The sequence below is a fragment of the Paenibacillus sp. FSL H3-0333 genome (assembly GCF_038002805.1).
GTDB lineage: Bacteria > Bacillota > Bacilli > Paenibacillales > Paenibacillaceae > Paenibacillus_AQ > Paenibacillus_AQ silagei.
The window spans coordinates 7053428-7069143 of sequence record NZ_JBBODG010000001.1; the positions used below are offsets into that span (position 1 = coordinate 7053428).

At 50.5% G+C, this 15716-nt stretch carries 14 protein-coding genes; 8 read left to right on the plus strand and 6 right to left on the minus strand.

Features of this window, described 5'->3' with window-relative positions; all coding sequences use genetic code 11:
* Nucleotides 1-11: 11 nt before the first annotated feature.
* The 4 genes from MHH78_RS30910 (at nucleotide 12) to cysC (ending at nucleotide 3654) form a co-directional block, all read left to right on the plus strand.
* Complete coding sequence (locus tag MHH78_RS30910; RefSeq protein ID WP_341169937.1) at nucleotides 12-797, plus strand: STM4013/SEN3800 family hydrolase; 786 nt, start codon at nucleotides 12-14, stop codon at nucleotides 795-797.
* 72 nt (nucleotides 798-869) lie between these two features.
* Nucleotides 870-2228 carry an STM4012 family radical SAM protein gene (locus tag MHH78_RS30915; protein ID WP_341170415.1) on the plus strand — a complete coding sequence of 453 codons (1359 nt, stop codon included), beginning with the start codon at nucleotides 870-872 and terminating at the stop codon, nucleotides 2226-2228.
* On the plus strand, nucleotides 2225-3094 hold the full coding sequence (locus MHH78_RS30920) for an STM4011 family radical SAM protein (RefSeq protein WP_341169938.1): 870 nt from the start codon (nucleotides 2225-2227) through the stop codon (nucleotides 3092-3094). Before MHH78_RS30915 ends, MHH78_RS30920 begins: the two co-directional genes overlap by 4 nt.
* Nucleotides 3094-3654, plus strand: a complete 561-nt coding sequence (cysC, locus tag MHH78_RS30925) for an adenylyl-sulfate kinase (protein WP_341169939.1) — start codon at nucleotides 3094-3096, stop codon at nucleotides 3652-3654. Before MHH78_RS30920 ends, cysC begins: the two co-directional genes overlap by 1 nt.
* A 207-nt stretch (nucleotides 3655-3861) precedes the next feature.
* Here cysC and MHH78_RS30930 read toward each other — a convergent pair whose 3' ends face one another.
* The gene (locus MHH78_RS30930; protein ID WP_341169940.1) at nucleotides 3862-4572 is read right to left on the minus strand and encodes a hypothetical protein; all 711 of its coding nucleotides are present in this window, start codon (nucleotides 4570-4572) and stop codon (nucleotides 3862-3864) included.
* Nucleotides 4573-4731: 159 nt separating this feature from the next.
* A complete protein-coding gene (locus MHH78_RS30935) occupies nucleotides 4732-6156 on the minus strand; it encodes an aminotransferase-like domain-containing protein (RefSeq protein ID WP_341169941.1) in 1425 nt (474 codons plus the stop codon).
* A 261-nt stretch (nucleotides 6157-6417) separates the two neighbouring features.
* Here MHH78_RS30935 and MHH78_RS30940 point away from each other — a divergent pair, with 261 nt between their 5' ends.
* A complete protein-coding gene (locus tag MHH78_RS30940; protein WP_340955675.1) occupies nucleotides 6418-7368 on the plus strand; it encodes a DMT family transporter in 951 nt (316 codons plus the stop codon).
* 87 nt (nucleotides 7369-7455) lie between these two features.
* Here MHH78_RS30940 and MHH78_RS30945 read toward each other — a convergent pair whose 3' ends face one another.
* The 4 genes from MHH78_RS30945 to MHH78_RS34000 form a co-directional block, all read right to left on the minus strand.
* Nucleotides 7456-8097: an ABC transporter ATP-binding protein gene (locus MHH78_RS30945; RefSeq protein ID WP_341169942.1), complete on the minus strand. Its 642-nt coding sequence runs from the start codon at nucleotides 8095-8097 to the stop codon at nucleotides 7456-7458.
* A gap of 4 nt (nucleotides 8098-8101) precedes the next feature.
* Nucleotides 8102-10324: a DUF1430 domain-containing protein gene (locus MHH78_RS30950; protein ID WP_341169943.1), complete on the minus strand. Its 2223-nt coding sequence runs from the start codon at nucleotides 10322-10324 to the stop codon at nucleotides 8102-8104.
* Nucleotides 10325-10406: 82 nt separating this feature from the next.
* Nucleotides 10407-10781, minus strand: a complete 375-nt coding sequence (locus tag MHH78_RS30955) for a lactococcin 972 family bacteriocin (protein ID WP_341169944.1) — start codon at nucleotides 10779-10781, stop codon at nucleotides 10407-10409.
* Nucleotides 10782-11359: 578 nt separating this feature from the next.
* Complete coding sequence (locus MHH78_RS34000) at nucleotides 11360-12250, minus strand: general stress protein (RefSeq protein WP_445668074.1); 891 nt, start codon at nucleotides 12248-12250, stop codon at nucleotides 11360-11362.
* A gap of 341 nt (nucleotides 12251-12591) precedes the next feature.
* On the opposite strand from MHH78_RS34000, the gene MHH78_RS30965 reads away from it, so the two are divergent.
* The 3 genes from MHH78_RS30965 (at nucleotide 12592) to MHH78_RS30975 (ending at nucleotide 14996) form a co-directional block, all read left to right on the plus strand.
* A complete protein-coding gene (locus MHH78_RS30965) occupies nucleotides 12592-12903 on the plus strand; it encodes a (2Fe-2S) ferredoxin domain-containing protein (RefSeq protein ID WP_051493345.1) in 312 nt (103 codons plus the stop codon).
* Nucleotides 12904-13068: 165 nt separating this feature from the next.
* On the plus strand, nucleotides 13069-13911 hold the full coding sequence (locus MHH78_RS30970; protein ID WP_339253990.1) for an AraC family transcriptional regulator: 843 nt from the start codon (nucleotides 13069-13071) through the stop codon (nucleotides 13909-13911).
* 95 nt (nucleotides 13912-14006) lie between these two features.
* Entirely contained in the window at nucleotides 14007-14996 is a 990-nt protein-coding gene (locus tag MHH78_RS30975; RefSeq protein ID WP_036723221.1) for an aldo/keto reductase, read from the plus strand.
* Nucleotides 14997-15716: the final 720 nt, after the last annotated feature.

Consider the following 15716-nt stretch of genomic DNA (forward strand, 5'->3'; position numbering starts at 1 on the left):
AATCCGGCCCCATGACCGATATGAACGCCATTGTCGGCACCCACGATATCTTAATGATCACACTCGATACTCTGCGCTACGATGCGGCTGTGCTGGAGGAGGCGAATTGCCCCAACCTGTGCGGCAGCGGCTCCTGGGAGCAGCGGCATACCCCCGGCAGCTTCACTTATGCGGCCCATCATGCTTTCTTCGGCGGCTTCCTGCCCACTCCGGCTAACACGAATAAGGCTGAGCATGTGCGCCTGTTCCACTCCAGGAATACCGGGCTGAAGACCCACCCCCATACCTGGCTGTTCGATACACCGGATATGGTGTCGGGGCTGGCAGCGGCGGGTTATCAGACGGTGTGTATCGGGGGCGTAATCTTTTTCAGCAAAAAAGTGCCCCTCGCCCGCGTCCTCCCCGGTTATTTCCAGCAGAGCTACTGGCGGATGACCTTCGGGGTCACGAACCCGCGTTCGACGGAGCATCAGGTGAACCATGCGCTCAAGCTGCTCGGCAACACCCCGCAGGACCAGCGGCTGTTCCTGTTCATGAATGTCTCGGCGATCCATGGCCCGAACCATATGTTCCTGCCGGGTGCGCGCAAGGATTCGGTGGACAGCCAGCGGGCTGCGCTGCGTTATGCCGACGGGGAGCTGGGGCGTCTGTTCGATGCGTTCCGTAAGCGGGGCAATCCGGTGTTCTGTCTGGCTTTTTCCGATCACGGTACGGCTTACGGAGAGGACGGCTATCAAGGCCACCGGCTCGCGCATGACACGGTATGGAATGTTCCGTACCGGGAATTTATTTTATAAGCATGGAACTGAAATTCGATCCCGCACAAGGAAGGAGAACGTATGACGTCCATCCGGCAATCTCTGCATCACATGAACCAAGACGGACACCCTCCCTTCTCCGCTGGGGAGCTTCAGCAATGGACGGAGCAGATCACGGCCCATCCTTACCGTAATTATCTCTATTCCTATCCGCACAAAACCGCTTACCGCGAGTTCGCGTCCCCCCTTCCTTTAGAGGAGCTATGGCGGAATGAGCCTGCGGAGAGTTTGTTCTTATATATGCATATTCCGTTCTGCGGCGCGCGCTGCGGCTTCTGCAATCTGTTCACGCTGCCTGATAAAAGAGCGAATGTGCACGCCGAATACGTTGACGCACTGGAGCGGCAGGCGAGGGAGTGGGCGGTCTTCACGGGACATAAGCCTTACGCGCGCTTCGCCATCGGCGGCGGGACTCCCAGCCTTCTGGCTCCCGCACAGCTGAACCGGCTGTTCAGGATTGCAACGGATATCATGGGGGTTGATCTTAGAACCACCTCTATCTCCGTGGAGACCTCACCCGAAACGCTGACGGAGGAGAAGCTGACGATTCTGAAGGATCATACCGTGGACCGCGTCAGTATGGGCATCCAGAGCTTCGTAGCCGACGAGTCGGCTGCGATCTACCGCCCGCAGGACCCCGAGGTGGTCTACCGTGCGCTGGAGCTGCTGGGGCAGTTTGATTTTCCCATTCTCAATCTGGATCTGATCTACGGACTCCCGGGGCAGACGGTGGACTCCTGGCTCTACTCGCTGAACCAGGCGCTATTGCACGAACCGGAGGAAATCTTCCTCTATCCGCTCTACACCCGTGAACATACGATTGTGAAGCCGGGCGACCTGGTGAACCAGCTGGATATCCGTCACGAATGCTATGAAGCGGCACGTGCAGTGCTGGCAGAGCGTGGCTACCGCCAATACTCGATGCGCAGATTCGCCAAGGAGGATGCCGGAACTGGCAAGGTTATTCTCGACTACAGCTGCCAGGAGGAAGGGATGGTCGGCCTCGGCTGCGGCGCGCGTTCCTATACCCGGAATGTTCATTATGCCTCCCGCTATGGCGTCAGCCGCAAGGCCACGGAGAGCATTATCGCGGATTATGTTGCAGCCGAGCGTTATGATACGGCCGATTACGGCATCGTGCTGAGCCTGGACGAGCAGAAACGGCGGTTCATTCTAAAAGCAATCCTGCACAGCGAAGGACTGACAATTGCGGACTATAACCAGCGGTTCGGGACTACCCTATGGGAGGATCACCCCGAGCTTGGCCTCTTGGTACAGAGCGGGTTCGCCACGGATGATGAGGGTATTCTGCGGCTGACTCCAGATGGGCTGGGCTACTCCGACTCCATCGGTGACTGGTTCATCTCCGGTGAGATCCGCGAGCAGATGAAGGAGTTCGTCCTGCCATGAAGGCAGTCCTCTACTACCGGGGTTCCCTCTCCTCCTGTAATTATGACTGCCCATACTGCCCCTTCGGCAAAACCAAAGACAGCGCCGCCACCCTCGCCAAAGACCGCGCAGGTCTTGAGACCTTCGTCCGCTGGGTGGCGGAGCAGGGGGCTGCAGGCCACCGCCTGTCTATTTTTTTCAATCCGTATGGCGAGGGCTTGACGCACCGCTGGTACCGGGATGCGCTGATCACGCTGTCCCATATGGAGCATGTGGACAAGGTCGCCATCCAGACCAATCTGTCTGCCCGGCTTGATTTCACCGCTGAACTGAACCCGGCCAAGGCAGCCTTCTGGGCAACCTATCATCCGGGTCAGGTCAGTGAGGAGCGGTTCCTGGCGCAGTGTATGAGCGTATACCGCCGGGGGATTCCTTTTAGCGTAGGCAGTGTGGGCGTGCATAGTGCCTTCCCGGCTATCTCCTCGCTGCGTGCGGCCTTGCCGGAGGACGTGTATCTGTGGGTTAACGCCTACAAGGACAAGCGGGATTATTATACGGCGGAGGATATAAGCTTCCTGAGCGGGATAGACCCGCATTTCCAGATTAATGCCATGGACTACGACAGCCTGGGCGCCAGCTGTAATGCCGGCAGCAGCGTATTCTACGTGCAAGGCCCCGGCCTGGTGAAGCGCTGCTACAAGGACCGCGCGGTCATCGGCAACCTCTATCGTGACGGACTGGAAGGGCTGGCGGCCCAGCGTAGCTGCCGCATGAAGGTCTGTGACTGCTATATCGGCTATATTCATATGCCGGAGCTGGGCCTGGAGCAGATCTACGGCTCCGGCCTGCTGGAGCGGATTCCTTACGGCGCAGGGAGGACAGAGTAATGACTACTGCTAAGCTACAGGCACACAAGACCTCTGCCGGGTTAACGATTTGGCTTACCGGTCTGTCGGGAGCGGGCAAGTCTACGCTTGCCGCGCTGCTGACAGACCGGCTCCGGGAGCAGGGGCAGGCGGTGGAATGGCTGGACGGCGATGAACTGCGACGCAGCTTGGGCCGTGGACTCGGCTTCAGTCGCGAGGACCGGTTCGAGAACATCCGCAGGGCGGTCTACATCGCCGGGATGCTGAACCGGCATGGCGTGATTACCGTGGTCTCGGTGATCAGCCCTTATGCTGAGATGCGCAGCTATGCCCGGCAGGAATTGCCGGGCTTCGTCGAGGTCTATGTGGACTGCCCGCTTCCCGTCTGTGAAGCAAGGGATGTGAAAGGGCTGTACGCCAAGGCCCGCTCCGGTGAGCTTCCGGCCTTCACCGGGATCTCAGACCCTTATGAAGCTCCGGCTGACCCAGAGTTGACGCTGCACACAGCGGAGCGTACACCGGAACAGTGCATGGAAGAGCTGATCGGCTGGCTCACAGAGCATCGGCTTTATCGGCTGTGATGGAATAGGAGCATACCGAATAAGGAGGGGCATTAATGCCCCTCCTTTGTTTATTTAGCGTGTATCCGGGAAATTCAAGCGCACTAGTGCACCTCATTCGCTCGTTTAGTGCGCATCTGGGGAATTCAGGTGCACTTCAGTCCTTCCTATGCACGTCACTCCCCATCCGCTGCATTCTGGAGTTACGGATACTGCCGGTACTCCAGATTATTTGCGCGAGTTAGATTGGCGGCGCAGGAGAATCACTGCGGCGGCTCCAAGGACTACGATTCCGGCACCTGCTCCAGCGTAAATCAGCCAAGCTGCAGAGTTTGTTTCAGGCACGGTCGTTGGATTATTTTCAGTTGTTGAGTTATTTTCAGAAACTGGAGGGTTTGCTGAGTTTGGGTTGTTACCAGAGACCGCCCCTGGATCATCAGCGATCCCGGGCGGCTCCGTGGGCGAGCCCCCTGACATTCCAGCGCCTAGCTCATTCAGGTCTTCCTCGGCACCAGAGAACAATGCGGTCCGGCTGCACAAGCTGACTGTAAGCTTAGCAGTTCCTCCCTCACCCGCTGCTTCCTCTCCGCCTGCATATACGATGTAGCGTTCACCCTTAGTGAACTCGAAGCCGCAGCTTGCCCCCGACAATGCAGTAGTTACAGTCACCTTCTCCCCCACTTCGCCCTTCCACCGCGCTCCCACTTGAAAGGTTACCTGCACCGGATCAGCGCTGGACTGCATAATTTTAAATTTCTCTTTAATCGAAACTACTGTTCCCTCAAAAACAGCTGCACTCTGCTCCATTGCTTCCAGCGGTGAAGCAGGCACTGCGCAAGAACAGGCATAGGTCACCTGCGGGCGTACAGTCAGCAGTGTCATGAAGACAATCAGCGCACAGAGAACCATTAACCAGGCGCTCCACATTTTCCTTTTCATTACCATCATCACGCTCCTCATAACCCTCAGACGGAAGCTTCCAGAGAAAGGTTACTCTACGGACCAAAAAGTCCCGTCCGGCAAAACAGCCGCAGCTAATCCCCGGCAAGACCACCAGGCACTATGCTGCGGCTGTAACCTGTATCTTCACTCCATCATCTACTCCCCCGCTTCAAGCTCCCGCGCAATGGCAGTGAGCCGCTGCATTCCCTCGCGCAGCAAGGCTTCACTGGCAAATGAGTAACTCAGGCGCAGCCAGGACTTCGTCTCCCCCAGCGGATCACAGAGCTCACCGGGAACGAAAGAGAGAGACTGCTCCAGGCAACGGGCAAGCAGCTTAGTGACCGGAATACGGTCCGGCAGCTTAACCCACAGATTGAGCCCGCCCTGCGGGGTGATCCATTCCCAGCCGGTGGCCGCGAGCTCCTCCTCCATAATCTCCTTGTGCACCTGCAGGGCAATCCGCAGCTTGCCGAGATGCTGCTGCAGGCGCGGTGAGGTGTAATAATGCAGAAAAATCTTCTGATTCAGCAGCGGAGTCCCGTTGTCCGCCAAGGACTTAGCGGCGATTAGCCGTTCCATGAACGGGTAACGGCAGGCCACTGCGCAGATCCGCAGGCCGGGAGCCACGTATTTGCTGAAGCTGCTGATATAAATGACCCAGCCCTCCGTATCATAGGCGAAGAACGGCGGGGGCGGCTCTTCCCCGAAGTACATGTCACGGAACGGATCATCCTCCACGATCAGGCAACGGTAGCGCTCTGCAAGCTCCACCAGCAGCTTGCGCTGCTTCGCCGGAATCGTATACCCCGTCGGGTTATGATGGGTCGGGTTGATGTAGAACATCCGCGGCTTATACCTGCGCATTACTTCCTCCACGGCCGCCAGATCATAGCCCTGCGGCGAGATATCCACAGCTACCAGCCGCGCTCCTGCCCGCCGAAAAATATCCAGCGCCACACTATACGTAGGCCGCTCCACCAGCACAGCATCCATCGGGCCAAGCATGATTCCGGCAATCAGATTGATGGCCTGTTGTGCGCCTGAAGTAATCAGCAGCTCACGGGCCGACAACTGGAGCTTATACCGCTCCTCGAAATGGCTGCTCAGCGTAACACGCAGCTCTTCATCCCCTTCCACGGAGGAGTAGGTGCCCATGACCTTCGGGTAGAGATCGAACACTTTTTTGACATAATCGGACAGGAACAGGTTCGGCAGCAGCCCCGGATCAATCAAGGCCTGAGAGAACTGGTACGTGACCGGCATCCGCTGAATATCCGACATCGGGCTCCTGACCATATACCCCGGTACTGCCGCCCCTTCGTCCACCGTAGGGTCCAACCTGCTGCCCAGGGCCACATAATAACCGGATTTGTCTTTGACATACAGCTTGCCGCTCTCGGTCAGCGCACGGTAGGCCTTGAACACTGTCAGCCGGTGAACCCCCAGCTCCTCCGCCAGCAGCCGGATCGACGGCAGCTTATCACCGGCCTTCCACTCCCCGCGCTCCATCCGGTTCAGCATGAACTCATAGACTTGGCGGAATAAGGGATTATTCTGCTCGGCACCCGCTATTTTTTTCATCAACCTGCCGCCTTTCTGCAACATATACCGGGGTCGCCCCCGCTCCATCGCTCAATCTTCACTCGACACAGCTCCCTCTGACGCTTGCTGACTTCTACATATCCGCGCACGTCCAGCGGCTAACTTCTCTTTGCCCTATTGTACAGCATTCCCTCCCGCAACTGTTCTACTATCTCCAATCTGTTCTGTGCCTATGAGGCTATGATTAACTGAAATCTTGTACGAGGGTGGCACATTACCACCGCAAAGGGGAACTGAACCATGATTCTGTTAGCTTATTCACTTGTCTGTCTGATCTTCGGCACTACCTTCCTGGCCATCAAAATCGGCGTAGACGCCGGAGCGCCGCCATTCTTCTCTGCGGGTCTGCGTTTTTTCGTGGCGGGTGCGGTGCTGTTCCTGTTCATGGTTCTGCGGGGCAAAGCCCGCTTCTCCCTGCTGCTGCGCAAGGAAATGCTGCTCACGGGAGCAGCCCTGACCTTCGGCACCTTCGCCGCGCTCTATTGGGCGGAACAATATGTATCCTCCGGGCTTGCTGCCGTATTGTCAGCCACCGGTCCGATGATGATTCTGCTGATGCAGACGGCTGTTCTGCGGCAAAAAGCACCTGCCTATTCGCTCATCGGCTGTATTATCGGGTTCACCGGAGTCCTGCTGCTGGTGCTGCCCAGCCTGGCGGCTGATGTTACTCCGCTCTGGCTGATCGGCTGTGTGGTGGTGCTGATTGGGGAACTCTGCTACGCGGCGGGGGCGATCTATTCCAAAAAAGTAATCACCACCTTCTCCGCCGAGTCCCCCGTGGCTCTGAACGCTGCCCAGATGATGTACGGCGGGGCGCTGCTGTTCATCATCTCCCTGTTCACAGAGCCGCTGCACCCGTCCTTCCTGTTGTCATTCAAGACTGCAGGTTCCCTGCTCTACCTGACTGTTGTCGGCTCCATGGTCGGACATACCCTGTTCTACTGGCTCGTCTCCAAGACGAATCCGGTTTTTCCATCCACCTGGCTGTATATCTCTCCGCCGATTGCCGTCGGGGTAGGCTTCCTGTTCTATAACGAGACCGTGACCTGGGTAACGCTGCTTGGCGTGTTCACGATTATATTGGGAACCATCCTTGTGAATGCCGGCGCACTGAAGCAGCTGTTCTTCAAGCCTAAACCGGTAATACCCGTTCTTCCAAAAGCAAGCGTTGAACCCCTGGCTCAGGAGTAACTGCTGCGCTTCCCCCGAACACAAACAGCCTGCCCCCCGACTTAAAGGGATACAGGCTGTTCTGTTATCTTCACGGGCTTCACGTCATCACTCAAGCTTTATAACTCTACTGCATTTTTCAGTAACATATTGATCATGGGTAACGATTATAATCGTTTTTCCTTCGTCATTAAGCTCTTTTAGAATCCTCATGATCTCATTCCTATTCTCCGCATCCAACGAGCCTGTAGGTTCATCAGCTAATATCATTTCAGAAGGTTTTAATAGAATTCTTGCGATAGCAACCCTTTGCTGCTCTCCACCCGAAAGTTCATGTATTTTTTGTTTAAGTGAAATTTCTAGACCCATCCGCTCCAGTACAGCCATTTTCATTTTTCGCTTTTCTTTCTTTCCTACATTAGAATACATAAGTGGTATTTCCAAGTTATACTCAACGGTTTCATTATCAATTAATGCATAATTTTGAAACAGATACGAAATCTTTGTCCGGAGAAGCCTGTTTCTACGGAGGGGACCGATTCTCTGATCTTTCTCGTCAAACAATTTAACCCTACCGCTATCAGGCTTTTCAAGTAATCCGAGGATATTCAATAGGGTTGTCTTACCCGAACCGCTTCTCCCTGTAATAGCAACCATCTCTCCTTTTGAGACGGTCATATTTATATTATCTATGACTGTATGATTGTTATACTTTTTACATATATCAACAAGTTCACATATAGTGTTCATAAATTTAATTCCCCCCCTTTAAAACCTTCACTTTGTTTTTCTTTTCTATGAACAAAATTGCTATGGAGGAAGCTATAAAATCGAACAATAGCAAAATAGCTGCTACTATTAGCATTGCAGGCTCAATTCCTCTATTCATAACACCACAGATCACTATTTGAACTAACCATACGAGTGAAAATAAAATTGCGTATTCCTTATAAGTTCTGAAAAAACCTGTACCAAATAATCTTCGGACGATAAGCTTATGTTGGTTTTTGTTAAAATAAATGATAATATTCTGAGTTGTAAGCAATATGAAGCCTGACGCTAGTCCCAACATAGTAAGGAGGCTTTCCTTCATCGCATTTTGCTTTTGGTAAATTTCCTCCAAAATATATTGATCAATCGTAACCAAGTGTTTTAAATTATCGTCCACTTTCAATTCTTTAAATTTAGGCTCCAGCATTTTATACGTTAACAGCGGATCTCTGTTCATCAGCTTTATTTTTAACGGATCTCCCGGTCCCCGCCCTAATATGGAATCTCTGTCTGTGAGCACACTGTTGGACTCGGTTACAACCTCAATAATGGGATCAACTATCACATTGTTCTCAGAAGGAAATACTTTCGGATTAAAACTAAATATCCTTTGATTATTACTAATCCACTTGATGTCAATTTTTTGATTTTGGATCTGATCAGGAATCACCTTTTTGTAAAACTCCTGATCATTTCCCATATTATTTTTTCTCATTTGTAGAAAGAAACTTACAATCTCTTCTTCCTTGTCCCGATATTTTTCAGGCACCAACAACACCCAGTCGCTAATATCCTCAGAGATTTGCACAGCCTCATTATTGATATCAAAAACTGGAAACTCTTGCAGGTAGTTATTGTTTGTCTTTATAGAGCGTATTCCTTTCCAATTCCGGTCTAAAAGAAGTTGATCTTCCTCATAACTTTGTGTTTCTATTAATATTGCCCCCATCTTATTCAACATAAAATAAAGCTCATCATGCGAAGTTAATTCAAATAAGGAATCACTTCCAAATATTCTATCTCCGTCATAGCCATTGTTTACAGGATAAAGTACACCGTAGTCCTTACTATGCTCCCAATTCTTTAATTCGTGCTGCTTATCATTAATAGATGTATATTCCGCCCATGTTGAAAGTCCTATCAAGACCAAAAGGATGGAGCAACCAACCTTAATAAGCATATTCAACACAAATATATGATTCGTGTATTTGTAATGTTTAATAATACTAATTATCTTAATTCTCATAATATACAAATAGGAAATTAGTGAAAGGATTATCAGTAGAACAAAAACTTTAAACTGGTTAAAAAGTACTGTGTATATAAATATGTAAGTAGTATTTTTTACTAGTAGGGCTAGAAGTAGCGAAATTGCAGCAGAAAATATAAACACAAACGTTATAAGTTTCCCCACCAAAATATACCATAAACGAACATTTGAGACGCCATGCATTTTCAGTATTCCTATTCTTCTGGACTCATTGAACAAGTAGTAGATAAGTAAAACCACTGCAAATCCATAAATTGCATAGCTTAAATAGGTTAAAATTGTAATCCAGGGAAAGGTAACAATGCGTATTTCATCACCATTTGAATCTTTTACAAAATCCTCAGCAGTAAAAATACTATCATTTTTGTTATAATATTTATTCGCCTTATCCACAAATAGGTTTATAAAATCATTAAAAGCTTTGTCGTCAGCTGCTTCTGCATAGTATGTTCCTTGAACAGGAAAAATCTCATAAGATGATTGTAACGGCTTTATGCTGATTCTGTTGTTATCTCCGAAATCTCTAATTTCACCAATCTGATGACTATCTTCTAAATGCACTGTGGATAAATAGAAATTAGTTTGTTTGGTGTCTGCTATTGTTAGATATCTTCCCTGGGTAAGCTTAAAATGATTAAAAAGATCTGTGCTGGCTGTCAGCAATATATATTTAAAAATCTCTACTTCATCGTTCTCTTTATAATTAATACCGGCCCGTAAAATATTCACTTTGGAAGCTTCTGCTGCTGAAGCTAATATCGGGTAAACCTCTTCAGGACTTGCAAATCCGGGTAAATTCGGAATTACAAATTCTTTGCCCACGGTTTGTTCTATATTTTTAACCTTCTCAAATTCTTCATAATCCGTTTGAAGATATGCAGTATAATAAGAAAACAAAAAAGCTGCTACTAGAAATAGTAAGGATATTTTTTTCAAGTTCAACAATCTCCTTATAAGAAAAAGGTGTGATACTCCACTTCAAAAGTGGAATATCACATCATTTTAATGATGACTTTTATTATTTTTTATAGACATCCCAGTATGCATATCCTGTGCTGCTTTTGTTACCATAGATCTCGGATTTAGCTGTGGTTTTTGCATATTTCCAACCACTTGTATGAGATTCACTTCCTAATTTGGTCGAAGCTTTATGCGACAACTCTGAATGATCATAGAGTGACCATACATGTTTTTGATTTCCTACTTTTTCAGTTCCGTAGTTCCAGGTTCCGCCACCCACACTTGTACTTGCAAACGGAGTAATCATTGCATTGGTTAATTTTACAGAACCGCTTGTTGCTCCATTGGCACTGGCAGCCATGGCTGGTGTTAATGATGATAAGGTAAGTACTCCTGCTATTACTATTGAACTTAATGTATGTTTTTTGAACATTTATGAACCTCTCCTTATAAATTTTTGAGTTTACACAGATAAAGTTAAAATGTAAAATGCTACATAGGTTCTTAGATACCCACCCAATCAAAAACTTTCTCAGGGTCAAGATATGGGGGTATATAGGAACCCTTTTACCTCATTCGGCGGCCTAATATTTAACATAATTCTTCTCACCTCCTTTCTTTAATATTAATCAATAAATATCAAATACAAATTTATGAAATAAAAGGAAATATATTAACGATATGTTCTATCATTCCATATATTCCCTAACAAAAGCTTAACATACCAGATATTGTCATTCAATACTTTGGTGTCTAATTATGGGTGAAAACATCATTCCATGTTATATTCTTCTCGCTCATTTTTGATTTTCCAATCATTAGCCTACTCCTTTTTCATGCACAAGATTAAGTTCTTTACGGTTTAAGATGTATTTAGATAATAGTAAATTCCCTGATTCAGTTACGAATCACATCACAAAACAAGGGTCTCCCTAAAGTCCGGCAGGACTTCGGGAAACCCTTGTCTTTTATTATCCTATGCCCATGCGTCACCCGCTGCTCATTCGCCGCTTAACGGGTGCGCCCGTGGTTTCTGAGCAGCTCGCTCTTATCCTTCGCCTTCTCATCAACAAGGCTGCCGGGCCGGGCTCCTTCCTGTCTTGCGGCTTCCTGAGCCAGCCGATCCTCCTCATCCTGGAGCCTGCGTTCCGCGGTATGATCCGGCATCTTGTCGATGCCGTTACGCGTGCCGGAATACAGATCTCCTGTCATGCCCGGCCGTTTCCTATCCTCCACTGCGCTTCGCTCCGGGAGATCATGCTCCGTGGCTGAATTCATCGTGTCCAGCCCGGTATCATGTCTGCCTTCCAGACCTGAGCCATTGAACGCCGCATCCACCGCATCTGTTACGGAGTCCCGAGGAGCATTCATTTCTGCAGCTGTTCCGGCAGTCCCCGCATCCCTCATATAGCGGTCAGCATTCGCCGAATTATGGTTGCGGAATACAGTGTAGACATCCTTTTCGCGCGCAATATCTGCATCTACCATAACCAGAATGCGGCCTTCGTCAACATAGTTGTCATAGCTCGCAGCTTCATCCTCCGGAATGCCCAGCCCGATCAGACCGCCGACCAGACCGCCCGTTCCTGCTCCTACCGCAACGCCTGTTAAGGTGGCTGCAATCGGCCCCGCTGCGATAATCGGCCCGATTCCCGGAATCGCCAGAGCGCCGATGCCTGCCAGCAGTCCGGTCACACCACCAAGGATTCCGCCGGTCGCTGCCCCGGTAGCCAAGCCCTCCGGCACTTTGGTCCCCGTCTCATCATTGATCGCTTCCACATCGCGTTTATTTCTTGCTATCACTGAGATATCCTCTGTCAGAAAGCCGTGCGCCTTCAAGTCTTCAATGGCCTGTGACGCTTCATGCTCGGTATGGAACACACCTACAATTTTCTTATTCATAACGATTCCCTCCTGGTAGCTGATTTAGGTAGTTGATGGTTTAACTCTCGCTTTACTTTCACATCCCTTACTTAACCAAACCCTTCTCCGCGAAACTGGTAACTTTCGATCTTGAGCCGGGTTCCGCAAAAAAATTTATGAAACAGGAATTTGCCCACCGGACACATTTTCCACAAATTCAGTGGTTTGAGGTCAGCTTAGATTACACTGAATTCTCCGGTTCATGGCAGTTATTAAGCCTTTGGGAACAATGCTCTAATCTCCTTACAGCGCTGCCAAAAGAGACTATACTCCTCGTATAACAAGTAAGCTACTCTTATAGAATTCAGGGGGAAACCGCGATGAATATGCGTCTAAAGGTGCTTAAGAAGCATCTGCTCTTCTGCTGCAGTGAGCACTGCAATAACCAGGATGTAGAGGATGTCATGCAGGAATTCAAGGAGCAGCTGGTGGAGCAGGGGATCAACAAGACGGTCAAAATCAACAAAACCAGCTGTCTCGGCCTATGCGGCAACGGCCCTTTTGTCATCGTGTATCCTGACGGGGTCTGGTATTACAATGTAACAACGGAGGATGTGGCCCGTATCGTGGAGGAGCATCTGGTGAACGGACAGCCGGTAGAAGAGCTGGTTATGCTCAAAATGGAAGCCTGATTCCCAGCAGCCCCAGCCAGTCTGCCTTCAGCCTAATACTCTCAGTCCCTCCCCTCCCTGGGCTGGGACTATTTGCGGTTGTCCGGTCCTCCTCCTTCTGAGGTATACTAGAGGTATATGTTCATTAGGAGTGCCATCATCCTTTTAGGAAATGAGGCTGCAAGCATGACTGTATTCAAATATAACGCCCATCGCCCTCACCGGGCCAATCCTGACTTATATCTGCATTACTGGGGCCAGGAGCAATGCGCACCCGGTCATTCATTCGGACCCGGAGTACGCAACCTGTACAAAGTCCACTTCATTCACGCCGGAACCGGCAAGGTAACCGTCGGTGAAGCCACCCATACATTGAACGCAGGGCAGGCCTTCCTCACTTATCCGCATGTGGTCACGCATTATGCTGCAGATCAGGCTGACCCGTGGCTGTATTCCTGGATTGCTTTTACCGGGGAGGAGGCAAGTTATCTGCTGGGACGGACTTCGCTAACCCCGGAGCAGCCGGTGTTCCCGATGGACCAGGTGCTGATGCCCTCGCTGTCTGCCAGGTTATCGGAGACGGGAAGCAGCGGGGAGCTGCTGGACCTGCCGCTGAAGGTGATGCTCTATGAGTTCTTCGCCCTGCTGCTGCGCACGGTCCCGGCTGCCGACAGCCCGGCTCCTCGCAGCAGAAGTGTCTATGTGGAGCAGTGCCTCCATTACCTTCAAGCCCACTACGCCGAGAATGTGACGATGGAGAGTCTGTCCGCTTCCCTGAAGCTGGACCGCAAATATATGTCGGCGCTGTTCAAGCGGACGGTGGGCTTGCCGCCGCAGCAATATCTGCTCCAATTCCGTATGTCCAAAGCCTGCGAGCTGCTGACAGAGACAGGCTGCACCATCGGGGAGATCTCGCAATCCGTGGGGTATCAGGATGCTTTGCTCTTTTCCCGGATGTTCAAGAAGGTGAAGGGCTGCTCGCCCAAAGAATACCGGCTCCGCCATGCAGATACGGACATTGTGCTATAAAAATCATCCTTGCTGACATACGATTGAAAGCGTTTATCCGCTACAATTAGGGAGGTATGAAGTCCCGTACAACTTAAATTTAGGAGGAATCCAATATGTATATCGCCAATCCTGAACGCTATGACACGATGAAATATAACCGCACCGGACGCAGCGGCCTGCTGCTGCCGGCCATCTCCCTCGGGCTGTGGCATAATTTCGGGGGCAATGATGTCTTCGAGAACGGCCGCGCTATGGTCCGCCGGGCGTTTGACTTAGGAATCACCCACTTCGACCTCGCTAATAACTACGGTCCGCCCGCCGGCTCTGCCGAAGAGAGCTTCGGGCAGATGCTGAAGAAGGATCTTGCCCCTTACCGCGATGAGCTGATCATCTCCAGCAAAGCAGGATACTATATGTGGCCCGGCCCTTACGGTGAATGGGGCTCCAAGAAGTATCTCGTCTCCAGTCTGGATCAGAGCCTGAAGCGGATGGGGCTGGATTATGTAGACATCTACTACCACCACCGTCCAGACCCGAATACGCCGCTGGAAGAAACCATGTCCGCCCTCGACCTGCTGGTACGCCAGGGCAAGGCGCTGTATGTGGGCCTCTCGAACTATAGACCGGAGGAAGCGCGTGAAGCCGCGCAGATTCTCCGCCGCCTGGGCACGCCTTGCCTGATCCATCAGCCGAACTATTCGATGATGTCGCGCTGGATCGAGGACGGCCTGCAGGATGTGCTGGAGGAAGAGGGCATCGGCACCATCGCCTTCTCCCCGCTGCAAAAGGGGATTCTGACCGACCGCTACCTGAACGGCATCGCAGCCGATTCCCGCGCAGCCGGACCGAGTGTCTTCCTCTCGGAGAAGGAGCTCACGCCTGAGGTGCTTGCCAAGGTTGGCAAGCTGAACGAGATTGCGGCTGCACGCGGACAGAAGATGTCCCAGCTCGCCTTATCGTGGGTACTGCGCGGCGGCAAGGTGACCTCTGCACTGATCGGGGCGAGCAAGATCAGCCAGATCGAGGATGCCGTAGCTTCACTGAATGCGCCTGAGCTAAGCGCGGAAGAGCTGGAGCAGATTGAGACAATTCTGCGCGGATAAGCCGGGGCGGATACTGCACCTGCCGAACCTACAGATCACAGATACCAGATCACAGATTATAGATTACAGATCCTAGATCACAGATATGACGGCAACCCTGCCCACCGCTCGCGGTGGTGCAGGGTTCTTTTTTTGTACAGATCTCCCTAACTAGTACATCATCAGAGCTAATCTTGTGAATATGACAATGATCAGACCTTATCACGCGAATGCTTCATTCCTGTAGCTAAACATCTGATGCTGTACTAGCTAGAACAATAGCAATTGCGTTTTTTACCATAGAATGCTGTAAAAACGGCTATTACCTAGGCTCAATTGTATTCTGTACAGTTGAATCTAGAGCAATGGCTATTTTTCACCTGAAATGCAACTTTCTGCTGTACGAAATACAGTAGAATCCCATTTCACAGCAAAATATAAGGTTTCCATTGCAGGAAATACAATCAGTTGGTTATTTGGTGCAATAGAGCATTGGGTTGGCGGGAGAGCTTCAACTAATCAGTGCTTTATGGCGTGTAGTTCCAAGTAGACATTCAGGGATAGTTGCAGAATGTACACTTAAAAACAGCGTAAAAGAAGGCTTGCCCCTTATAGCTGTAATCTGTACAACTAAATCTGCCCCAACGGGTGGAAACTCGGGAAAGCGGGGATTTTAAGTGTACGAAATACAGCTAAACGTATACTGGGGAGCAAACCAGGCGTTTTAGTTGTACAAAATAC